Raw genomic sequence first — 21102 nt, 5'->3', positions numbered from 1 at the left:
GCTCCGATAAAAGCGGATTCAGGCCGGCAAGCGGACCGCCTTGAAGCGCCGCCAGGCCTTGTGCATGCGGCCATCGCTCCCGTCCGCCTGCGCGCGCGCCGCCAGATAGCCGCGCACGAAGGCCGCGTGCAGCCGCAAGCCGTCCTGGGCGGACTGGTCAGCCTCGTCGGCCTCGCCAGCCTGAACTTCGGGCAATTGCTGCAGCAGCCGGTCGGCCACCTGCACATCGTTGAGCCAGCCCAGTTCATCCTGCAGGGCCGACAAGCGTCCCACATACGGTTTCACGGCCCGTCCCGCAAACAGCGAGGCAAAGAATTCCGTCGCATAGCGCGTCTTCTTGGCCGCGATGCGCACTTGATGGCGCTGCTGCGGCGTGGCATGCAGCAGGCGCTTGCCGCGCTTCATCAGGCGGCGCTGGTCCTTGCGCAGGGTGGCGCGGGCAAACGGCGACACGCGCGCATCGAGGCGCCGCAATTGGCGCGCGGAACAGCCATCGCGCCAGGCGCGCGCCTGCAGCCAGCGCTGCAAGCCCAGCATGCAGGCCGTGTAGCGCGCCGAGGTGACGGCCTGGGCGGCTTGTTGGTGCTTGAGCCGCGCCTGCGCGTGCGCCGCCTGTGCCAGCGCCGCCGCATCGGCCTGCGCCTCGCCATCGAGCTGCGCCAGGGTATTGCCAGCCAACACATCCCAGTCGCGCGCCTCGCCCAGCGCGCCGCCCAGCCAGTCGAGTTCGGCCTTCAAGACGTCCGGCAAGGCCAGCAGGGACTTGAACATGCCCAGCGCCGAGCGCAAACGGCGCAGTCCCACGCGCATCTGGTGCACGCTTTCCACATCCTCGCCCGCCGCCACGCCATCCTGGTTGCCGCTGACCTGTTCCAGGCAATTGCCGGCGATGGCCACAAACACCTGCTCCACCGACATGGCCGCGTCCAGCGCCAGCGGTTTCGCCTTGACGGCTTGCAAGGGGGTCGATGCCGCCAGGCGGTAACCGCGTTCCGCCTTGCTCATGTGGCCCAGCTGCAGCGGCACGTCCCGCAGCAGCGCCAGCGCCACGTCGAACAGGCTGGAAGCTTGCCCCTGCTTCAATTCCAGTTCGACCTCGCTGACGGGCACGCTGTATACGGTACCATCGGCACCATCGGCCCCATCCGCGCCGCTTTCAATGACACCCTGGTCCAGCACGCATTCGATCTGGTCGCCCTGCGGCGTGCGCAGCTGCCAGACGGTGCGCTCGATGCGCGTGATAAACACGGGCTGCAAGGCGTCGCGCACGGCGTCCCGGCGCAGCAGCGCGCGGATGGGCTGCTTGCGGCCGATGGCCGAGTCGAGCGCGGCCAGATCCGGCTGCGGCCCCGGCACGTCACCTTCCCATTCATGGCGGCTGTGCAGGCCGCCGTTGACGGTGCCGCCCGCCTTCAGGGTTTGCACCCAGCGCCCGTCCACCTGGCGCACGCGCAAGCCCGCATGGTGGCGGCACAGCTGCAAATCGGGCGTATCGACATAGATATCGTGCATCTGCAGCACCTGCGGCGCACCTTGCGCAGCCTGCGCCAAGAGCGGGTGGGCGCGCAGACGGGGCGCGTCCTGCGGCGCCAGCAGCAATTTCAATTCGATTTCCATGTCCGCTCCTTGCGAGATTCCTGAACGCCCATTGTAAGGCGCGTCCCGCCGCGCGCAAGGCGCACGCACGCACACCTTGATTTTGCGCCAAAATAGGCGATTCATTTACAAGGAGACGCCATGACCTATCACGCCGCCGAGAACCGCTACGACAGCATGCCATACCGCACGTGCGGGCGCAGCGGGCTGAAATTGCCGCTGCTGTCCTTGGGACTGTGGCATAACTTTGGCGACAGCAACAATCTGGCGTCGCAGCGCGACATGCTGCGCACCGCGTTTGACCTGGGCATCACGCATTTCGACCTGGCCAATAACTACGGCCCGCCGTACGGCAGCGCGGAAAGCAATTTCGGCAAGCTGCTGCGCGACGATTTTTTACCGTACCGCGATGAGCTGATCATTTCCACCAAGGCGGGCTGGGACATGTGGCCGGGCCCGTACGGCCAGGGCGGCGGTTCGCGCAAATACGTGCTGGCCAGCCTGGACCAGAGCTTGCAACGCCTGGGCCTCGACTACGTCGACATCTTTTACTCGCACCGCTACGACGCCGACACGCCGCTGGAAGAAACCATGGGCGCGCTGGCGACCGCCGTGCAGCAGGGCAAGGCGCTGTACGTGGGCCTGTCGTCGTATTCGCCGCAAAAGACGGCCGAGGCGGCCGCCCTGCTGAAGGAATGGAAAGTGCCGTGTTTGATCCACCAGCCTGCCTACAATATGCTCAACCGCTGGATCGAGGAAGACGGCTTGCTCGACACCCTGCAAGAGCAGGGCATGGGCTGCATCACGTTCACGGCGCTGGCGCAGGGTTTATTGAGCGACAAATACCTGGACGGCGTGCCGCAGGATGCGCGCGTCAACCGCCCCGGCGGCGGTTCGCTGACGCAACAGCACTTGAGCGCGGAAAACCTGGCACGCGTGCGCGCCCTGAATCAGATCGCCGCGCAGCGGGGCCAGACCCTGGCGCAGATGGCGCTGGCCTGGGTGCTGCGCGATCCGCGCGTCACTTCGACCCTGATCGGCGCGAGCAGCAGCGCGCAAATCCGCGAAAACGTGGCCGCGCTGCAGCAGTTGTCATTCACGGCCGACGAGCTGGCCGCCATCGACGTGCAGGCGCGCGAAGGCCATATCAATCTGTGGGAAGGCCCGTCGCGGGCCACCTGAGGATCATCCCGCGCTTGTGGCGGCGGCAGCCAGCAGGTAGACTGCCGCCTCCCACGACATCCGCGACAAGGTTCCATGCAAGCCATCCCCGCCATCACCGTCTGTTTACTGCTTTCCTGTGCGGCCCCTGCCAGCGCGGCCAATTATTGCGACTCGCCGCAATGGTCGATCGTGCATAACAAGAGCTACGACGAGGTCATGCAGATCGCCACGAAGCGCGACAAGATCCGCGACGCCGAATGCAGTTTTACCGATGTGATCCTGCGCATCCAGAACGAGGAGGCCGGCATCGGGCGCTATCCGGGCATCCTGCTCATCGCCGACGCGCAGGATGAACGCTTCGTCGTCACCAGCCGCGTCGGCGCCTACACCATCTTCAGCTACCGCTATAACGACAAGCGCCTGCTGCAGTTTGCCATGAAGGATCACAGCTGGGAGGAAGGCGAAGCGTTCCAGGCCGGTGCCTACAAGATTACCGGCACCAAGGAGTTCAAGACCATCACGGGCTTTCCCACCACCTTGCTGGTAGCACAGACTTTCCAGTTTTACGGGCCCAAATAGGGCGGCAGCAGCGCGCCCAACTCCTGCGCCACTTGCCGGCGCCGCTCGGGCGTGGCGAACACGCCCACCGCCACATGACGGGTAGCATCACACATATCGTTGATATGTATCAATTGGCGCGACCCTTGCGGCACTTCGACGCGCGTGCGCCATGGCGAAAAGTGGTGGCGCCGGCAGCGGCCGGCGCTGACCTGTTCGACGATCAGCTCGCCGTCGCGCAGGGCGATGTGTTCATAGTCGCGCGCGTGGCGCAGGTAGTGCAGCAGAGCGGCGGCCACCAGGCCCAGTTCGGCGAACGAAAAGACGGGAATGGTCCAGAGGCCGCGCAGCGCAAAGGCGGCGGCAATGACGAGGGAAAACAGGCATAGCAAGCCATAGGCGCGCAGCAACTGGCGCGCCGTCAAGGCACTGTGGCGCGCGAGCAGCCATTGCGGCTGCTCGCGCGAGTGATCGCGTGGCATGGCGCCTCCCGCACTATCGCTCCATCACCGCGGCGGCCTTCGCCGCCGCCAGGTTCCGCCAGATCGTTCAGCCAGCGTGCGCCCGGGTCAGGCGCCCATCCTCACCAGCGCGTGGCCCACGTGCTGCCACCAGTGATCGCGCGACTTGACCTGTTTCAGGCAAGACGTGTCGATTTCCGTCGGAAACACGCGATCCTGGCACGCCTTCGTTTCCAGGGCATAGCGCTGGTTTTCCGCCGCCGCCAGGGCCACGATCAGCCAGAACGCCAGCGCCAGCAAGACCACCAGCGCACTCCAGGCCAGGTGATTGGTGTTACTTTTTTCGCCAAAAAACTCGCGCGGCCGCGTCTCGCGGTACATCGACATCAAGCCTTTTTCTTTCTCTTCCGACATCTGCGTTTGCATCCTCTGACATCCTATCCTGTGCCGGCCGGCTGGCCATGGCGGCGCGCACGCCGCCTTGCCAGCATTTTACGCTGATGGCGCCAGAACGGCGGCAATTTGCGGCCGGCCGCCGGCATCAGGGGCGCGGCGCTGGCGCCTGGGGAACGCCGGGTTCGCCATCGCCCTCATCTGCGGGCCGCACGGGCGCCAGGCTTTCCACATGATCGACATCGATATCGCCGCCGTCGGGCGCCGTACTGCGCGGCTCCACGCCGGCCCGTTCGCCCGTGCCGGCCGCATCGCTGTCGTTATCGAGTTCTTCCGCATCCTGGCCGGGCACGCCCTGCATGTCGCTGCCGCTGTCGGAACTGTCGCTGGGACCGAGCGCGCCCTTGCCATGGCCGGAGCCCAGAACGCGGTCGGGCGTGACGGGCAAATTGTCCGGATCGAGTGTGCTGCTGCTCATGGCTGACTCCCGTTAACAAAAAAACCAGCTTACTCTCCTGGCCAATCGAGCGGCGCACGCCTGCCCGACCTTTTCCGAGGGGAAAATGCGGCGGCGCACAACTATTTTCATAAATTACTTCACAAATGTACTATTCATTGCTATAGTTAATCCAAGTAAGCATCTTCTCATCCAGAAATTGCTTCATCGGCGGCACGGCGCCCACCAGCGCCATGCCGCCGAACCGACCGGTACGTGGCGATCCGGCCCATCCACCCAGCCATCATGCACATTTTGGAGTCTTATCATGCAAGCCAAATCACTCATCGCAGCATTGTTTGCCATTACCACCGCTACTTCGGCGTTTGCCCAGAGCGCCGCGCCTGCCGCTGCCAGCCAGCAACTCACGCGTGCTGACGTCACGGCCGAATACATCCGTGCCCGCAACGCCGGCGAAATCGCCACCAGCGAAGTCGACTATCCGAAAACGCCGGCCACCGCCGCCAGCAAAGTGACGCGCGAACAAGTCATGGCCGAGTTCTACGCCGCCCGCAAGGCTGGCCTGATCCCGCAAACGGAAGCGGACTTTGATGTCGCACAAACGGCCAAGCACGTCGTGCAATAAGAAACCAGTCAGCCGGTTTCAGTCAGTAACAACTCAGTTGCGGCGCAGCACTCGGGCCACTCCCGAAGCTCCCCGCGGCGAGCTGTGATACCCCAGCAGCACCCCCAACACTACCTCTCCCGGAGTCCCTGCATGTCCCTGCACCGCCGTTTGCTTGCCGCCAGCCTGATCCTTGCCTTGAGCGCTTGCGCCGACATGGGCCATATCGCGCCGCAATCGGCCATGCTCGACGCCAACAAGCTGCAGGCGAGCCAGGCTATGGATGCGGCCGCCAGCGCCGCCATACAATGGCCGCGCACGCAATGGTGGCAAGACTTGCACGACCCGCAATTGAACCGTTTGATGGACCAGGCGTTGGCCGACAGCCCCACCCTGCGCGGCGCCCAGGCGCGCGTGCGCCAGGCCGAGGCGCTGGCCGGCGCGGCCGAGGACAAGACCCGCCCGCAGGCGGACGCGAACGTCTCCATCAACCGCGAACTGTATTCGCAGCACGGCAGCACGCCGGCGCCGCTGGCCGGCAACTATGCCTGGCGCAACCAGGCCACCGTCACGGCCTCGTACGACCTGGACCTGTGGGGCCGCAACCGCGCCGCCCTGTCCGCCGCCCTGGGCGACGTGCAGATGGCGTCGGCCGAATCGCAGATGGCCCGCCTGGCCTTGGAAACGGCGCTGGTGCGCACCTACATCCAGCTGTCATACGAATTCCAGCTGCAGGACGTGATCGAGCGCAGCCTGGCGCAGCGCGCCCGCATCCTCGACATCACGCGCCAGCGCAAGGCAGCCGGCATCGGCACGGACATTGACGTGGCGCAAATCGAAACCACCCTGCCCGCGGGACGCCGCCAGCTGGAGCAGTCGGCCGAGTCGCTGGCCCTGCTGCGCAACCAGCTGGCGGCCCTGGCGGGCAAGGGTCCGGCGGCCGGCGCGGCGCTCACGCGCCCCGTGCTGCGCCTGGACCAGCCGCTGGCCATTCCCGCCGCCCTGCCGGCCGACCTGATCGGCCGCCGCCCGGACATCGCCGCCCAGCGCTGGCGAGTGGAAGCGGCGGCGCAGCGCATCGACGCGGCCAAGGCCGAGTTTTACCCGAACGTCAACCTGGTGGCGTTCGCCGGCTTCCAGGCCTTCGGTTTCAGCCACTTTCTCGACGCCAACTCAGAGGTCCGCGGCGCCTCTCCCGCGCTGAGCCTGCCCATCTTTGCCGGCGCCCGCCTGCGCGCCCAGCTGGGCAGCCAGACGGCCGTGTACGACGGTGCCGTGGAGCAGTACAACGCCACCGTCATCAATGCCATGTCGGATGTGGCCAACGCCGTCACCCGCGCCCAGTCGCTGGCCAAACAGCATCAGCTGACCGTGCAGGCGCTGGCCACGGCGCAGCGCGCGCGCGACCTGGCGGAAAAAGCGTACAAGGCGGGCATGAGCGACGCCATCGCCATGCTCAACACGCAAGTGGCGCTGCTGGCGGAAGAACAGCAGCAGGCGCAAAATGGGGCGCGCGAGCTCGATCTGTACGTTTCCTTGATGAATGCATTAGGAGGCGGCATCTAAGCTTGCAATCCTGGCATTGCCCTAGCCCAACAAGATACAATCGGAACTTTATTCACACATGAAGGAATATGACATGACCGCTTTTGACGCCACCTCCAAGCGGCTGCAAAACATCCGCACGCGCATGCCAGGCTTCCCCATGGAACTGATGCGCCTGCTGCGCATGACGTACCACATCCAAAAAGGCATGAAGGACTTGACCAATGCCGCGCTGAAAAAGCACGACCTGGTCGATGCCAGCTACATGGTGCTGGCCGTGCTGTACGGCACGGACGACGAAACCTCGAACGCCTGCACCCTGGGCATGGCGTGCCATGAAAAGCCGGCCAACCTGACGCGCGTGTGCAACGACCTGGAAACGCGCGGCCTGATCCACCGCGGCACGCGCCCCGGCGACCGCCGCTCCGTGATGATCTCGCTGACCGACAAGGGCCGCGCGCTGATCGAAACGGCGCTGCCCGACGTGTACCAGGAAACCTCGGCCCTGTACGACGGGTTCACGGAAGAAGAGCTGCAAGTGCTCGACAAGCTGTACATGCGCCAGCTGCGCAACCTGAACAATCTCAACAACCAGAACTGATAGCCTATCGATGACGCCAGCCACAGCAACAAAACCCACATATGGCCCCCTGAACCGGGCGGCCCACTGGCTGGCGCTGGCGCTGCAGGACTGGCGCGCGACGGAAGGCGAACGCTGGATCTACGTCGGCAAGACTCTCATCGCATCGTTCTGCGCGCTGTGGCTGGCCTACCGCCTGGGCCTCGATTCGCCGAGCACGGCGATGACCACCACCATCATCCTGGCCCTGCCCAGCAGCGGCATGGTGCTGGAAAAAAGCTTTTACCGCCTGTGCGGCACTCTGCTCGGCTGCACGGCCGCGCTGACCCTGATCGGCCTGTTCCCGCAGCAGCCCGTGCTGCTGTTCGCCGGCCTGGCCCTGTGGGTGGGCCTGTGCACGAGCGGCTCGGCCCTGCACCGCAACGCCCAGTCCTACGTGTACGTGCTGGCCGGCTACACGGCCTGCATGATCGTGCTGCCCGCCATCGAGCAGCCGATGCAGGTGTTCTCGCTGGCCGTCACGCGCGTGGCTGAGGTGAGCCTGGGCATCATCTGCTCGGCGGCCGTCTCCAGCGTGCTGCTGCCGCGCCACCAGGGCACGCAGGTGATGCGCACGGTGCAGGCGCGCTACGGCAAATTCCTCGCCTTCTGCCATGACGTGCTGCAGCAAAAGCTCACGCCGGCGCAGGTGGAACTGACGCATTTGCAGTTTGCCGCCGACGTGGCGGCGCTGGAACTGGGGCGCTCGGCCGCGCTGTTCGAAGTCACCAGCAAAGTGAGCCACGTGCGCGCGCAGAACCGCAAGCTGCACGCCTTCAACGCCACCTTCATGACGGCGCTGACCACCTTCTATACCTTCCACCGCCTGTTCGACCGCCTGCAGCGCGATGGCGAAAACCAGGTCATGCAGGCGTGCGCGCCCCTGTACGCCATCGTCGCCGAGGCGCTGCAGACGACGCCTTCGCAAGACTCGCTCGACACCATGCAGCGGCATTTGCAGGCGGCGCTGGCGCAGGCGCGCGCGGACATCGACGGCGCTGCCATCGCGCATGCGCAGCGCATCGATTTCGACACCGTGTGCGAGCTGCTCGAGCGCTTCGCGCGCGACATGAGCCGCTTTCACGAAGTGTATTTCAGTCTGGTGCACGACACGCCGCTCGACGTGAGCACGCCGCAGGCATATGCGCCGAAGACGCCGCCCGCGCTGGTGCTCGCCAGCGGCGCGCGCGCCGGCATCAGCCTGGCCCTGCTGGCGCTGGGCGCCTACTTCCTCGCCTGGCCCTACGCCAGCACGGCGATGCTGATGGCGGCCGTGTTCTGCGCGCTGGCCTCGTCCTCGCCGCGCCCCATCATGATGATCCGGCAAGTGTTGACGGGTTTTTTGATCGCCATGCCCCTGTCGCTCGTCTGCGTGTACTTCGTGCTGGTGCACGGCGACGGCTTCCCCATGCTGGTACTGAGTTTTGCGCCCTTCCTCGCCGTCGGCCTGTACCTGATGACGAATCCGGCCAAGCTGGGCGTGGGCCTGGGCGTGTCGACTTTCATCACGCAGATGGCGCCGACGAATCTGATGCACGTCGACGGCGCGGCCTTTTTGAACACGGGCATGGCGCTGATCGTCGGCCTGATGCTGGCCGCCCTCGTGTTTGCCGTGCTGCTGCCCGAGCACACGATGGGGCACAAGGACCACATCGGCCCGGCCCTGTGGCGCGAAGCGCTGCAGGCGTGCACGGCCCCGGCGCGACGAGTCAAGCACCGCTTCGACAACCGCGTGCGCGACCTGCTCAGCCAGCTCAATGCGGCGGCCGGGCCGGCGCCGGGCGAGGCCACGCGCGCCGTCGTGCGCCAGGCCCTGACCCTGCTGGAGATCGGCCATTCCGTGATCGAATTGCGCGAACTGATCGCGACCGCCCGCCCGGGCGCCACGCGCCATGCGCTGCAGCAGTGCGTGGACGGCATCGCCGGCTGGCTGCGCACGCGCGGCGATGCGCAACTGCAGGCGGCGCTGGCGGCCACCCTGCAGGCGGGCGCCGTGGTGCGCGCGGCGCAAACGCAAGCCGATGCGACAGCCGAACGCAGCGCGCGCCTGCAGACGGCGCTGGCCGACCTGCATTCCATCTACACCTCATTACTCGACCATATGGCGCCTGGCGCCGGAGACCACCATGCCGCGTGAATTCGCCCTGTTCGGAATTCTGATTCCTACCCTGCTGCCCCTGTTCATCCTCAGCATCGGCCTGCAAACCCTGCTCGACCGCGTGCTGGGCTGGCTGGGCGTGTACCGCATGGTGTGGCACCCGTCGCTGGCGCGGCTGTGCATCTTCATCGCCATCTTCGGCGCGCTGGCTCTATCGCTTTACAAATAAAAAAAACTGTTCAACCTGATCAAGGAAAGGCTGCCGACATGGTAAGCAAACTGACCCGCTATGCAATCACCCTGCTGCTATTGGCCGCAGCCCTGTGGATAGGCAAGACCGTCTGGGACCGCTACATGGAATCGCCATGGACGCGCGACGGGCGCATCAAGGCCGACATCGTCAACATCAGCGCCGACGTGGCCGGCACCGTCACGGACGTGCTGGTGCGCGACAACCAGGTGGTGCAAAAAGGCGACGTGCTGTTCGTCGTCGACAAGGAACGCTACACCAGCGCGCTGGCCCAGGCCGACGCCGTGCTGGCCGCGCAAAAAACGGAAATGGGCCGCCGCGGCAAGGAAGCGCAGCGCCGCGCAGGCCTCGACGCCAGCATCATCTCGACGGAAAGCCGCGAAAGCGCCGCCTACGCCGCCAGCTCGGCCTCGTCGCAAGTGCAGGCCGCCGTGGCCGCGCGCGCACTGGCCCAACTGAACCTGGAACGCACCACCGTGCGCGCCCCCGTCAGCGGCTACGTGACGAACCTGAACGTGCACAAGGGCGATTTCGCCGCCGTCGGCGCGGCCAAGCTGGCCGTCATCGACAGCGCCTCGTACTACGTCGTCGGCTACTTCGAAGAGACCAAACTGGGCATGCTGGCGCAGGACGACAAGGCGGAAATGAATCTGATGAGCGGCGGCACCCTGCACGGCCACATCGAGAGCATCGCGCGCGGCATTACCGACCGCGACGCCGCCACGGGCCGCGAACTGCTGGCCGACGTCAATCCCACCTTCAACTGGGTGCGCCTGGCGCAGCGCGTGCCTGTGCGCATCCACATAGATGAACAAGACAGGAATCAGGTCCTGGTAGCCGGCACCACCTGCACCGTGGTGATCACGCCCCATTCGGCACCGGCGCCGAAACCGGCGGCGGCGCACCCGGCATGATGCGCGGCGGCGCCGGGCGCCTGGCGGAAATCGCCCTGTTCCTCGACGCTGCGGTGCTGGGCAGCTTTTCCGCCGCCGGCCGCAAGCACGGCCTGTCGCCGGCCGCCGCCAGCGCCGCCATCGCGCGCCTGGAAACGGCGCTGGGCGCCACCCTGTTCGAGCGCACCACACGCCAGCTGCGCCTGACGGAAGAAGGTTTGCACTACCGCCAGTACAGCGAACAGGCGCTGGACTTGCTGGCGCAGGCCGAAGACGGCTTGCACGCGGGCGGCGGCGCCGTGCGCGGCGTGGTGCGGATCTCGGCGCCGTCCGACATCGGCCGCCAGCTGCTGCTGCCCATGCTCGACCGCTTTGCCGCGCTGCACCCGCAGCTGCGCCATGCGCTGACCCTGACGGACATGACGGCCAATCTGGTGCAGGACGATATCGACCTGGCCATCCGCTACGGCGAGCTGCCCGACAGCGACATGGTGGCGCGCCTGCTGCACCGGGGCCGGCGCGTCGTGTGTGTGGCGCCCGCGCTGGCCGCCAAGGTGGGCGTGCCGGCCGCGCCGCGCGACCTGGCACAGCTGCCGACGCTCGTGCTCACGGCAGGCGACGGCGCGCCGCAGGAATGGCGCTACCGCGAAAACGGCAAGCGCCACAGCCTGCGCCTGCCGGGGGACTGGCACAGCAACGACGGCGAAATCATCCGCCGCTGGGCCGTGGCCGGCCATGGCTACGCCTACAAATCGCTGCTCGACATCGGCGACGACCTGCGCGCGGGGCGCTTGCAGACGGTGCTCGACGATTATTTTGCCGACAGCGTCCCCCTGAACCTGCTGTACCGGCGCAGCCGCTTCCAGCCGCCGCGCGTCGCGCTGCTGGCCGACTTCCTCGTGCAGCAGTTCGCCGCGCTGCAAGCCTGACGGCCGCCCTTACTGCGGCAGCACGCCCAGCTGGCGCAGCAGGGTCAGGTTGTCTTCCAGGTGCCAGTTGTCGCTGATGCGCCCTTGCGCATTGACACGGTACAGATCAAACGCATGGAAATCGACGGCTTGTCCCTGCCCCTGCAAGGGTCCCTGCGGCGTGGGGAAGACACCCGTGAAGCGGCCCGTGAAATGCAGGCGCAAAGTCACCCGGTCGCCCGCCACCAGCATCTCCTCGATGGCCACCTTCAAGTCCGGCACGGCCGCGTGGAACGCCTGCGACGCCTGCAGCGGGCCGGCCAATCCCTGCGGGCGGCCGGCAGGCAAGGTACGGTCCGTAAAATCGTCGGCCAGCGCCAGGCGCGCCAGGGCCGGGTCGCCGCTTTCCCAGAACGCGGCATAGCGGCGCGCGGCCAGCGCCACCGCGGCGTCGGCTTTCGCGCCGGACAAGTGGGCGGGCAGGGGCAGATTGATGGCGGAATGGGCCGGCGCGGCGGCCAGCAGGGACAGGGCCAGGATGGCGGGAGCAAAAGCGGACATGGTGGTTCCAAATGAGTTGATCGGCGTGCGCATGGCACACCGTCATTCTGGACTCGCTTGCCCTGCTTGATAATTGGCCCCGCGCTTGAAGCAATTGCTTGCAAGGGTTGAAAATAAGTTGAAAATGCGTTGAAAATCAGCGCCCGCCCGCCACGTCGAGGATGCTGCCCGTCACATAGCTGGCGCCCGGCCCCAGCAGGTACAGGATGGCATCGGCGATTTCTTCCGGCTGGCCACCGCGCTGCATGGGCACGCCCGATGCCAGGCGCGCCACCCGTCCCGGTTCGCCGCCCGAGGCGTGGATGTCCGTGTAGATGATGCCGGGCCGCACGCCGTTGACGCGGATGCCTTCGGCCGCCACTTCCTTCGCCAGCCCCAGGGTCAGGGTATCGACGGCGCCTTTCGAGGCCGCGTAGTCGATGTATTCGTCCGGGGAGCCGATGCGCGCCGCCACCGACGAGATATTCACGATGCGTCCGCCCTGCCCGCCGCTCGCCGTCGACATGCGCCGCACGGCCTGCTGGCAGCACAAAAAGTAACTGATCACGTTGGTGCGCAGCACGCGTTCGAGGCGCTGCGCGGACATGTCGACCAGCCGGCATTTCTGCTCCAGCACGCCCACATTGTTGACCAGCGCCGTGAGCGTGCCCAGGCGCGCATCGACTTCATCGAACAGGCGCGCCACGTCCGCCTCGTCGCTGACGTCGGCCTGCACGGCGATGGCCTCGCCGCCCTCGGCCGCGATTCGCGCGCACAGTTCCCCGGCCGCCTGCGCATCGCGCACATAGTTGATGCAGACGGCATAGCCCTGGCGCGCCGCCAGCAGCGCCGTCGCCGCACCGATGCCGCGGCTGCTGCCCGTAATCACGATCACTTCCTTCATTGTCCCTCCTCGATGGTTGTGGTCTCATGATACCCGCAAGCTGCAGACGTAAAAAAGCCCGCACAAAGCGGGCAGTTTGCCGATCCATCCCTCATCGTCACGACGCCGGAGAAAATCGTAGCGAGCGGCAGTGAGGCTCGGCGCCCCCTTGTGGCCAAGAAGCGCAACCGTACTTTGTACGGGGGCGCCGAGCCGGTGAGCATCGCCGGCCGCAAAGCGCGACGCGCAGTAGATTTTATCCGGCGTTCTATGACCTGAAGTGCGTCATGGCATAAGTCAGGTGCTGCCACCAGTGTTCGCGCGTCTGCACGCTGGACAGGCATTTCGCATCGACCTCGCTCTTGAACGCGGGGTCCACGCAAGCCTTGCTGGCCAGCGCATTGCGCTGGTTTTCCACGTTGACGATGGCAATCGACAACCACGCCACGAGGGCGACGGCCAGTACGCACAGGGTCCAGGGCAGCTGTTTCATGGTGTTCTCCGGTGTTACTTCTTCGCTGGCGCGGGAGCGCGCTCTTTCAGGACGCGCGCCACCAGTTCATCCATCACGCGCAGGGTCGCGGCCTGGGTTTGCGGCTCGGACTGGCCAGGACGCGACAACTGCGCCGGCGACGTCACGAAGCGGCCGTCGATGACGATGGTCGGCGCGCTGTCGATCTTGCTGGCCGCGATCAGTTGCTCGTTGCGTTTCAGCTTGGTCTGCACGCCGAACGAATTGAACATGTCCAGGTATTTCGCCTTGTCGATGCCGTTCTTGACCAGCAGGTCGAGGATGGCGTCATCGCGGTTCAGGCGGTTGCGCTCGACGTGGATGGCGCGGAAGATCTTGTCGTGGAACTGGTCCAGCTGGCCCATCGCTTCCAGGGTGGCATAAGCGTGCGCCTGCGGATCTTTCGGACCCGAGAAGGCCAGGTGGATGCGGCGGAAGGCGATCTTGTCGCCCTGCTTCTTGACCCAGTCGTGCATCAGCGGATCGAGCGCGTAGCAATGCGGGCACGAGTACATGAAGTACTCGACCACTTCCACCTTCTTGCCCGTGTCCGTGCGCACTGGCGTCGGGAGCGTGGTAAAGCCGGTATCGGCCGCCATGGCGCCGCCGGTGGCCGCCACCAGGGTGACGGCGGCAAGCAGGGGACGCAAGAAACGCAGAAAACGCATAATAATCCTTCATCATAAGTGGTCGTGAACGGGGCGAGATTACCACTTTTTGCGCCGGGCGATGAAGCCCGGGCGGAAAAAAGGCGCTTTTGCGCGCTCCGTTTGCGCCCGATTAAGCCGCTCTTAAGCGCCGCCGTGCCCGTGCCTCAGAAATGGTAGCGCGCGGCCACGCGCAACTGGCGCGCATCGTAGAGGTAAATGCTGGAGCGGCAGCCCGGCGCATCGCCGTAATGGCGGCGGTTGGCCAGGTTGCTGCCGGCCAGCTCCAGCTCCCACGCGCCCAGCTTGCGCACGTAACGCCCGTCCACGGTGGCAAACGCAGGCACTTGCGCCAGGCAGCTGCCGGCGAAATCGGGGCCGTAACGCAGGGCGCGCAGCCATTGCACGCCCACGTCGGCACTGGCGCCGCCCTGCCCCGTCCAGTACAGGCGCAGGCTGGCCAGGGTTTTCGGCACGAGGGCGATGTCCGGGCCGTCATAGGCGTAATCGTCATAGCGCGCATGCACCTGGCGCAGCTGAGCGTCGAGGCGCCAGTCGCGCGCCAGCGCCATGCCGGCCTCGATGGCGATGCCTGCGCGGCGCGAGGGATCGAGGTTGCCCGCAAAGCCCAGCTGGCCCAGGTTCTGGTCGAAGACGATCTGGTTGCTCAGGCGCTCGCTGAACACGCGCACGGAAGCGCTGCGCGCCGCGTCGCCGTAGGTGGCGCCCACTTCCATTTCGCGCCGCAGCTGCCCCGCCAGGGGACGGTAGCCGGCGCGGGTATAGCCATCGTCATCAATGCGGTAGCTGCGCGCGGCCCTGGCGTACACGCTCAGCTGCGGGCGCAGCTGCAGGCTGCCCTGCAAGTCCCACGCATTCTGGTTTTCCCAGTCGCTGCCGCCGGCGGGCATGTCGGCCGGGTCGAGCTGGAACTGTTCATGCCGCAGTCCCAGCAGCAGGCGCGGCGCATACAGGCCGCCGAAGGCCAGCTCTTCGCGCAGCAACAGCGCGCGCGAGTACTGGCGCCGCTGCGCATCGCCCGCGCGGCCCGAGCGCCGCTGCCACTGCATCAGGTCCAGGCCCACTTCCGTGTCCGTGCCCACGCCAGCCACCTTGCCGTAATGGCGCAGGCGCGGCGCCAGCTGGCGGCGGCGGCTGCTGTACGTCGATTCGATGCTGCCGTCCTCGCCCGCATAGTGGGCCGTGGCGCGCTTTTCCCGCTGCGACAGTTCCACGCCCAGCTCGAAACTGCCCACATAGCGCTGCACGAAGGCGCTGGCGCGCCGCACCTCATAGCGGTACAGGTCTTCCGGGCGGGCCGCCAGCAAGGCCAGGAACGGTGCTTCGGGCGCGGGATAGCGGGTGTCCTGCTTCAGCTGGTCGGCGCTGAAGCCGAAGCGGCCCTGGCGCAGCTTCCATTCCGCGCCGCCGTTGAAGCCGCGCTGGTGAAACACGCTGCCATCGCGGTAATTGCCGTTACGCAGCCCGTCGATGGCCACGTCGAGCGACATGCCGCCCTGGTCGCGCGACAGGGCGCCGCGCATGCTGTGCTGGCCGCCCTGCGCCAGTTCGGCGGACAAGTCGCCGTGCGTGACGCCGTCCGCGCCACCATCCGCGCCGTCCTGTGCGCGCGCCGGCATGGCCAGGGTGCACAACAGCAAGATGCGCGCGGCGATGGTCAGGGCGGAAGGGGCAGGCATCATGGCGGAAAGCTGGGTGCGCTACCTGGGCGCGAACGCACGGTAGTAGGAGGATGGCAAAAGCGAATCATTATACGCACGGCGCGCGGCGCCGCAACAGCGAGCTGGGCTCGCCAGCATAATCCATTGCTTATTTGTAATTTTTACAGGTATATTAACGAGCGCCCGGCGATCCTGGGCGCAGCCGACTGCATTTGAAAATCAACAAGTCACTGTGGGAGTCACGCATGGAAAGTCGTAGCACGCCGCGCCGCCGCATTGTCCCCCTCGCAGGCAAGCTCAAAGCCCTTGCCATCGCCGCCCTGCTGCTGGCCGGCCTGGCCCTGCAGGCCGAGCTGTTCGCCCAGCCGGACCAGGGCAAGCCGGCCAGCGCACCCATGCCGCCGGCGCCGTCGGCCGACGGCATCGCCCTCGCCTCGCCGCATGCGGCCGCCGTCACCACGCCCAGCGCCAGCAACGCCTGGGGCGGCGCGCACACGGGCGCGCAAGCGACCCTGTCGGACCGCGTGGTCGACTACCAGATCGAAGCGACGCTCGATCCCGTCAAGCACACGATAGACGGCCGGCAGAAACTGCGCTGGCGCAACCGCAGCGCGCAAGCCGTCAGCAGCGTGTACCTGCACCTGTACCTGAACGCCTTCGAGGGCGAGCATTCGACCTTCTTTACCGAGAAGCGCAAGTTCGATACGGGCTTTCGCTCGGGCGTCGGCACGCGCGACGGCGAGTGGGGCTACATGGAACTGCGCAGCATGACGCAGAACGGCGCCACGGCGCCCTGGCATTTCGTCCAGCCCGACAACGGCCCGGCCACCGACCGCACCGTGGTGCGCGTCGACTTGCCGCAGGCCGTCGCGCCGGGCGCCGAGACGACGCTCGACATGCGCTTCTTCGACCAGCTGCCGCGCGTCATCGCGCGCACCGGCTATTTCGGCAGCTTCCACCTGGTGGGCCAGTGGTTCCCGAAGATCGCCGTGCTGGAACTGCCCGGCGAACGGGGCGCCACCGCGCCGCGCTGGAACGCGCATGAATTTCACCTCAATTCGGAGTTCTACGCCGACTTCGGCCGCTACGACGTGAAGCTGACCGTGCCCAGGGAGTACACGGTGGGCGCCACCGGTGAATTGCAGGGCGCGCCGCAGGAGAAAAACGGCATGCTCACGCACCACTATGTGCAGGGCGACGTGCACGATTTCGCCTGGACGGCCGACAAGCGCAGCGCAGCGCCATTGACGGGCAGCTGGAGCGCCCCTGGCAGCCCGCCCGTGGCCATCAAGGTGCTGTACCCGCCCGAGTATGCGTCGAACGCGGCCCCCGCGCTGCAGGCGGCGAAAGACTCGCTGACATATTTCTCGCGTACCCTGGGCACGTATCCGTACAAGACCCTGACGGTGGTGATCCCGCCGTTCAATGCGGCCGAAGCGGGCGGCATGGAATACCCGACCTTCATCACGGCCTCGAGCTTCGCCAGCCTGCAGCCGAAGACCCTCGCCGGATTCGGCCTCGACTTCGTCACCATCCACGAATTCGGCCATGGATATTTTTACGGCATCCTGGCCTCGAACGAATTCGAGGAACCGATCCTCGACGAAGGCTTGAACGAGTACTGGGACCAGCGCATGCTGCGCGCGCGCGGCCAGGACATCCACGCCACCACGCCCCTGCTCAAGCGCCTGGGCTTCGCTCCCGCCTTCAAGGTCTTCGAGGCCGAACGCATGGCCGCGCCGCGCCAGGATGCGGCCGACCCGCTGGGCCAGAATGCGTGGGACCGCCTGCAGGGCGTAGGGCCCGTCTACAGCCGCACGGCCGTCACCCTGCGCGACCTGGAAGCGCGCATCGGCAGCGAGGCCATGGAGCGGGGCTTCAAGGCCTATTACGAACAATGGAAATTCCGCCACCCCAGCGTGGCCGACCTGCGCGAAGCGCTGGCCGAAGCGACGGGCCAGCGGCGCATCGTGGAACAGGTCTTCGCGCAGCAAGTCCATGCCAGCGCAAATATCGACGACCGCATCGGCAGCTTCACCAGCGAAGAGCAGACGCCGCTGGCCGGCCTGGCGCTGGTGAACGGCAAGCGCGTGGAACGCACGCCCGAGGCGCTGGAAAAAGAAGAGGACAAGGTGCGCGCGGCATGGGACAAGGCGCACCCGGACGCCAAGCCCGGCACGGGACCGTATCCCTATCTGACCAGCGTGGTGCTGCGCCGCCGCGGCGCGCCCGTGCCGCAGGTGCTGCTGGTGAAATTCGCCGACGGCAGTTCCGAACGCGTGGTGTGGGACAACGGGCAGCTGTGGCAGCGCTACACCTGGAGCAAGCCTGTGAAGGCCGTCTCTGCCGAACTCGATCCCGACCGCGTGCACTACCTCGACGTCAACAAGCTCGATGACAGCCGCACCCTGAAAGCCGATACGTCCGCCGCGCGGCGCTGGAGCCTCGATATCGCCGCCGCCTTCCAATACCTGCTTTCCCTGATCGCCATCGTATGAGCGCCACTTCCACGCCACGGGCCAGCGGCCTGACCCTGACCACGCGCGCCAGCCGCGCCGCCCTGCAATGGCGCTTGCTGCTGCTGTGGGCCGGCCTGCTGCTGATCCCGACCATCGTTGCCGTCATTCCCGTCTGGCGCACCTTGAGCGCCAGCCTCGACCAGGCCGTGCATGCGGCAGCGCTGGCACAGCGGCTCGACCTGATGACGGTGGCCGACCTGGCCGCCAATGCCAGCCGCAACGGGGCCGCCATCAGCCAGGCCGCCATCGCCGCCATCGTCCTGACCCTGCTGCTGTCGCCGCTGCTGAGCGGCCTGGTGGTGACGGCCGCGCGCGCCCCCGCGCCACCCGGCTTCGGTGCCCTGCTGACCGGCGCCTTCAGCGAATACGGCCGCATGCTGCGCATGCTGTTGTGGAGCATCGTGCCGCTGGGCGTGGCGCTGGCGATCGGCGCCGGCGCGCTGAAACTGGCCGACAAGCATGCGGCGACAGCCATCCTGGAAGCCGACGCCGACCTGGCCCGTCACCTGGCCTTGCTGCTCACGGGCGTGCTGTTCCTGCTGGCCTGCGCCACGCTCGACGCGGGCCGCGCGGCGCTGGCCGTCGACCGGCGCCGCACGTCGGCCGTCAAGGCCTGGTGGCGGGGTCTGGCCATGCTGCGCCGGCGTCCGCTGGCCTGCCTGGCCATCTACCTCGTCATCACCGTGCTGGGACTGGCGCTGTATGCGCTGCTGGGCGTGGCACGGCTGAACCTGGCCGGCCCCGGTCCGCTGGCCATCGCGGCCGGCTTGCTGGTCACGCAGCTGGCGGCGCTGGCGCTGGCGTGGATGCGCAGCGCGCGCCTGTTCGCGCTGATCGACGTCAGGCGTTCAATCGCCTAGTCAGGCCCCCAGGCGCCCTTCATCGGCGAGGAAGTCGATGAAGGTGCGCACCTTCGAGGACAGGTAGCGGCGGCTTGTATAGACGGCGTACACCTTGCCGCCCGCCAGCTGGTAGCCGTCGAAGAGGCGCACCAGCCGCCCCGCCGCCAGGTCGTCATCCGTTTGCCACGACGGCAGCAGGGCGATGCCCATGCCGTCGAGCGCGGCCGCGTGCAGCAGGCTTTCGTTATTGCATTGCAGCACGGGCGTAAACTTCACCGTCTCGCGTCCCTGCGGCCCGTCGAAGGCCAGCTCATTGCCGTTCGCCAACAAGGAATAGCTGATCATGGCGTGCTGGGCCAGGTCTTGCGGCAGCTGCGGCCGGCCCGCGCGCGCCAGGTAGGCGGGAGCGGCCACCAGGTGAAAGGCGATGCTGCCGATGGGCCGCGCGATCAGGGCCGGCGACGGCGCCTGGCTCACGCGCAGGGCCAGGTCGAAACCCTCTTCCACCAGGTTGACCACTCTTCCGCTCAAATCGATGTCGAACGTCACTTCCGGGAAGCGCTCGCGGTAAGCCACCAGGGTGCGCGTAAAGATGGCATTGGCGAACCAGACGGGGGCACTCAGGCGCAGCATGCCGCGCGGCACCACCGTCGTGCGGCCGACCGTCGCTTCCACTTCGTCGAGGTTGTCGAGCATGTCGCGGCACTGTTCAAAATACACCTTGCCGATTTCCGTCAGGCTCAGGTGGCGGCTGCTGCGGTTCAGCAGGCGCGCGCCCAGGTGGCGTTCCAGGTGCATCACGTGCTTGCTGACCATGGCCGGCGACAGATCGAGGCGCTCGCTGGCCCGCACGAAACTGTCCAGTTCCACCACGGCGCGAAACACGCGCATGCTGCGCAAGGTATCCATGACTGCCCCATCATCAACAAAATCGAAATGATATATCAATAATTGCGATCTTGATCAACTGAGCGCGCATGACTATCATCGATAGCATCAGTCATTCCACTCCGGAGCCGCCATGCAAGAGCACACCTTCCCCACCTATTTCCTGTCGCACGGCGGTGGCCCGTGGCCGTTCATGAAAGACCAGTTCGGCGGCCGCTACGACGTGCTGGAAGCCTCGTTGCAGGATATCCCGCGCCAGATCGGCGCGCGCCCGAAAGCCGTGCTGGTCGTGACGGCGCACTGGGAAGGGCCGCAATTTCTCGTCTCGGCCAGCCCCAAGCCGGGCATGATCTACGATTATTCGGGCTTTCCGCCGCACACCTATCAAATCCAGTACCCGGCGCCGGGCGCGCCGGAGCTGGCGGCGCAGGTAAAACAGTTGCTCGATGCGGCTGGCCACCCGGCGCGCCTGGACCACGAGCGCGGTTTCGACCATGGCACCTTCAGCGCCCTGTTCCCCATCTACCCGCAGGCGGACGTACCGCTGGTGCAACTGTCGCTGAAACACGGCTACGATCCGCTGACGCACGTCGAGGTGGGCCGCGCGCTGGCCGGCCTGCGCCGGCAAGGCGTGCTGATCGTCGGCAGCGGCCTGAGTTACCATAACCTGCGCCAGTTCGGCCAGGCGGGCGCCGTCGCCTCGCACCAGTTCGACGCGTGGCTGCGACATACGATGGCCTTGCCGCCGGCGCAGCGGCTGCAACAGTTGCTGGCATGGGACCAGGCGCCCGGCGCGCGCCAGGCCCATCCGCAGGAAGACCATCTGCTGCCGCTGATGGTGGCGCTCGGCGCGGCCGAGCATGAAGCGGCGCACGTCGTGTATCACGAAGAGGATTTCTTTGGGGCGCTGGCCGTGACCAGTTTCAGGTTCGGGGCGGCGAGCGGAAATGAGCAGCAAGCCGGGGTCAGACCCTCAACACCGCTAACGGCTGGTTCAGCGTCAACGTAACCGGGGGTCTGACCCCAGAATTTGCTTTGGAGTGA

The 21102-nt window shown here is 66.6% G+C and carries 22 protein-coding genes; 12 read left to right on the top strand and 10 right to left on the bottom strand.

Going from position 1 to position 21102, the window contains the following annotated elements; genetic code table 11:
- Positions 1–18 precede the first annotated feature (18 nt).
- Positions 19–1617: a CYTH and CHAD domain-containing protein gene (locus tag JAB4_RS08730; protein ID WP_070224626.1), complete on the bottom strand. Its 1599-nt coding sequence runs from the start codon at positions 1615–1617 to the stop codon at positions 19–21.
- 120 nt (positions 1618–1737) lie between these two features.
- On the opposite strand from JAB4_RS08730, the gene mgrA reads away from it, so the two are divergent.
- Both mgrA and JAB4_RS08720 read left to right on the top strand, forming a co-directional pair.
- Positions 1738–2778, top strand: a complete 1041-nt coding sequence (gene mgrA / locus JAB4_RS08725; RefSeq protein ID WP_070224627.1) for an L-glyceraldehyde 3-phosphate reductase — start codon at positions 1738–1740, stop codon at positions 2776–2778.
- A gap of 75 nt (positions 2779–2853) precedes the next feature.
- A complete protein-coding gene (locus JAB4_RS08720; protein WP_070224628.1) occupies positions 2854–3339 on the top strand; it encodes a hypothetical protein in 486 nt (161 codons plus the stop codon).
- Here the strand turns inward: JAB4_RS08720 and JAB4_RS08715 are convergent.
- From JAB4_RS08715 to JAB4_RS08705, 3 genes are all read right to left on the bottom strand, one after another.
- Positions 3324–3800 carry a DUF2244 domain-containing protein gene (locus tag JAB4_RS08715; protein WP_070224629.1) on the bottom strand — a complete coding sequence of 159 codons (477 nt, stop codon included), beginning with the start codon at positions 3798–3800 and terminating at the stop codon, positions 3324–3326. The two genes, JAB4_RS08720 and JAB4_RS08715, sit on opposite strands and share 16 nt — an antisense overlap.
- Before the next feature lie 87 nt (positions 3801–3887).
- The gene (locus tag JAB4_RS08710) at positions 3888–4205 is read right to left on the bottom strand and encodes a hypothetical protein (RefSeq protein WP_070224630.1); all 318 of its coding nucleotides are present in this window, start codon (positions 4203–4205) and stop codon (positions 3888–3890) included.
- Positions 4206–4320: 115 nt separating this feature from the next.
- Positions 4321–4650 (bottom strand): hypothetical protein, encoded by a 330-nt coding sequence (locus JAB4_RS08705; protein ID WP_070224631.1) that lies wholly within the window; start codon positions 4648–4650, stop codon positions 4321–4323.
- A gap of 286 nt (positions 4651–4936) precedes the next feature.
- Between JAB4_RS08705 and JAB4_RS08700 the strand changes: the two genes are divergently transcribed.
- The 7 genes from JAB4_RS08700 (at position 4937) to JAB4_RS08670 (ending at position 11567) form a co-directional block, all read left to right on the top strand.
- A complete protein-coding gene (locus JAB4_RS08700; protein WP_071650291.1) occupies positions 4937–5254 on the top strand; it encodes a DUF4148 domain-containing protein in 318 nt (105 codons plus the stop codon).
- 132 nt (positions 5255–5386) lie between these two features.
- The gene (locus tag JAB4_RS08695) at positions 5387–6799 is read left to right on the top strand and encodes an efflux transporter outer membrane subunit (protein ID WP_070224632.1); all 1413 of its coding nucleotides are present in this window, start codon (positions 5387–5389) and stop codon (positions 6797–6799) included.
- A 73-nt stretch (positions 6800–6872) separates the two neighbouring features.
- On the top strand, positions 6873–7379 hold the full coding sequence (locus JAB4_RS08690) for a MarR family transcriptional regulator (protein ID WP_070224646.1): 507 nt from the start codon (positions 6873–6875) through the stop codon (positions 7377–7379).
- Positions 7380–7389: 10 nt separating this feature from the next.
- The gene (locus JAB4_RS08685) at positions 7390–9534 is read left to right on the top strand and encodes an FUSC family protein (RefSeq protein ID WP_227742122.1); all 2145 of its coding nucleotides are present in this window, start codon (positions 7390–7392) and stop codon (positions 9532–9534) included.
- Entirely contained in the window at positions 9524–9724 is a 201-nt protein-coding gene (locus JAB4_RS08680) for a DUF1656 domain-containing protein (RefSeq protein WP_070224633.1), read from the top strand. Before JAB4_RS08685 ends, JAB4_RS08680 begins: the two co-directional genes overlap by 11 nt.
- Positions 9725–9762: 38 nt before the next feature.
- Positions 9763–10659 (top strand): efflux RND transporter periplasmic adaptor subunit, encoded by an 897-nt coding sequence (locus JAB4_RS08675; protein WP_070224634.1) that lies wholly within the window; start codon positions 9763–9765, stop codon positions 10657–10659.
- A complete protein-coding gene (locus JAB4_RS08670) occupies positions 10656–11567 on the top strand; it encodes a LysR family transcriptional regulator (protein ID WP_227742121.1) in 912 nt (303 codons plus the stop codon). Before JAB4_RS08675 ends, JAB4_RS08670 begins: the two co-directional genes overlap by 4 nt.
- Before the next feature lie 9 nt (positions 11568–11576).
- Here the strand turns inward: JAB4_RS08670 and JAB4_RS08665 are convergent, their stop codons facing one another.
- The 5 genes from JAB4_RS08665 to JAB4_RS08645 all read right to left on the bottom strand — a co-directional run bounded on the left by JAB4_RS08665 (position 11577) and on the right by JAB4_RS08645 (position 15830).
- Positions 11577–12107, bottom strand: coding sequence for an ester cyclase (locus JAB4_RS08665; protein ID WP_070224635.1), 531 nt, complete (start codon positions 12105–12107; stop codon positions 11577–11579).
- Positions 12108–12243: 136 nt separating this feature from the next.
- On the bottom strand, positions 12244–12990 hold the full coding sequence (locus JAB4_RS08660) for an SDR family oxidoreductase (RefSeq protein ID WP_070224636.1): 747 nt from the start codon (positions 12988–12990) through the stop codon (positions 12244–12246).
- Positions 12991–13237: 247 nt separating this feature from the next.
- Positions 13238–13462 carry a hypothetical protein gene (locus JAB4_RS08655; protein WP_070219419.1) on the bottom strand — a complete coding sequence of 75 codons (225 nt, stop codon included), beginning with the start codon at positions 13460–13462 and terminating at the stop codon, positions 13238–13240.
- Between the two features lie 14 nt (positions 13463–13476).
- Entirely contained in the window at positions 13477–14148 is a 672-nt protein-coding gene (locus JAB4_RS08650) for a thiol:disulfide interchange protein DsbA/DsbL (RefSeq protein WP_070219418.1), read from the bottom strand.
- Positions 14149–14294: 146 nt separating this feature from the next.
- A complete protein-coding gene (locus JAB4_RS08645) occupies positions 14295–15830 on the bottom strand; it encodes a TonB-dependent receptor (protein ID WP_070219417.1) in 1536 nt (511 codons plus the stop codon).
- A gap of 224 nt (positions 15831–16054) precedes the next feature.
- Between JAB4_RS08645 and JAB4_RS08640 the strand changes: the two genes are divergently transcribed.
- Both JAB4_RS08640 and JAB4_RS08635 read left to right on the top strand, forming a co-directional pair.
- Positions 16055–18307, top strand: coding sequence for a M1 family metallopeptidase (locus JAB4_RS08640; RefSeq protein WP_071650174.1), 2253 nt, complete (start codon positions 16055–16057; stop codon positions 18305–18307).
- On the top strand, positions 18304–19188 hold the full coding sequence (locus JAB4_RS08635) for a hypothetical protein (RefSeq protein WP_070219416.1): 885 nt from the start codon (positions 18304–18306) through the stop codon (positions 19186–19188). Before JAB4_RS08640 ends, JAB4_RS08635 begins: the two co-directional genes overlap by 4 nt.
- On the opposite strand, the gene JAB4_RS08630 is transcribed toward JAB4_RS08635, so the two are convergent.
- A complete protein-coding gene (locus tag JAB4_RS08630; protein ID WP_070219415.1) occupies positions 19189–20079 on the bottom strand; it encodes a LysR family transcriptional regulator in 891 nt (296 codons plus the stop codon).
- A 112-nt stretch (positions 20080–20191) separates the two neighbouring features.
- Here JAB4_RS08630 and JAB4_RS08625 point away from each other — a divergent pair, with 112 nt between their 5' ends.
- Positions 20192–21067: a class III extradiol ring-cleavage dioxygenase gene (locus JAB4_RS08625; protein WP_070219414.1), complete on the top strand. Its 876-nt coding sequence runs from the start codon at positions 20192–20194 to the stop codon at positions 21065–21067.
- The last annotated feature ends 35 nt before the right edge of the window (positions 21068–21102 follow it).

It is taken from the genome of Janthinobacterium sp. HH102 (assembly GCF_001758625.2).
Taxonomy (GTDB): Bacteria; Pseudomonadota; Gammaproteobacteria; order Burkholderiales; family Burkholderiaceae_D; genus Janthinobacterium.
This window is presented reverse-complemented; position numbering and strand designations above follow the sequence as displayed.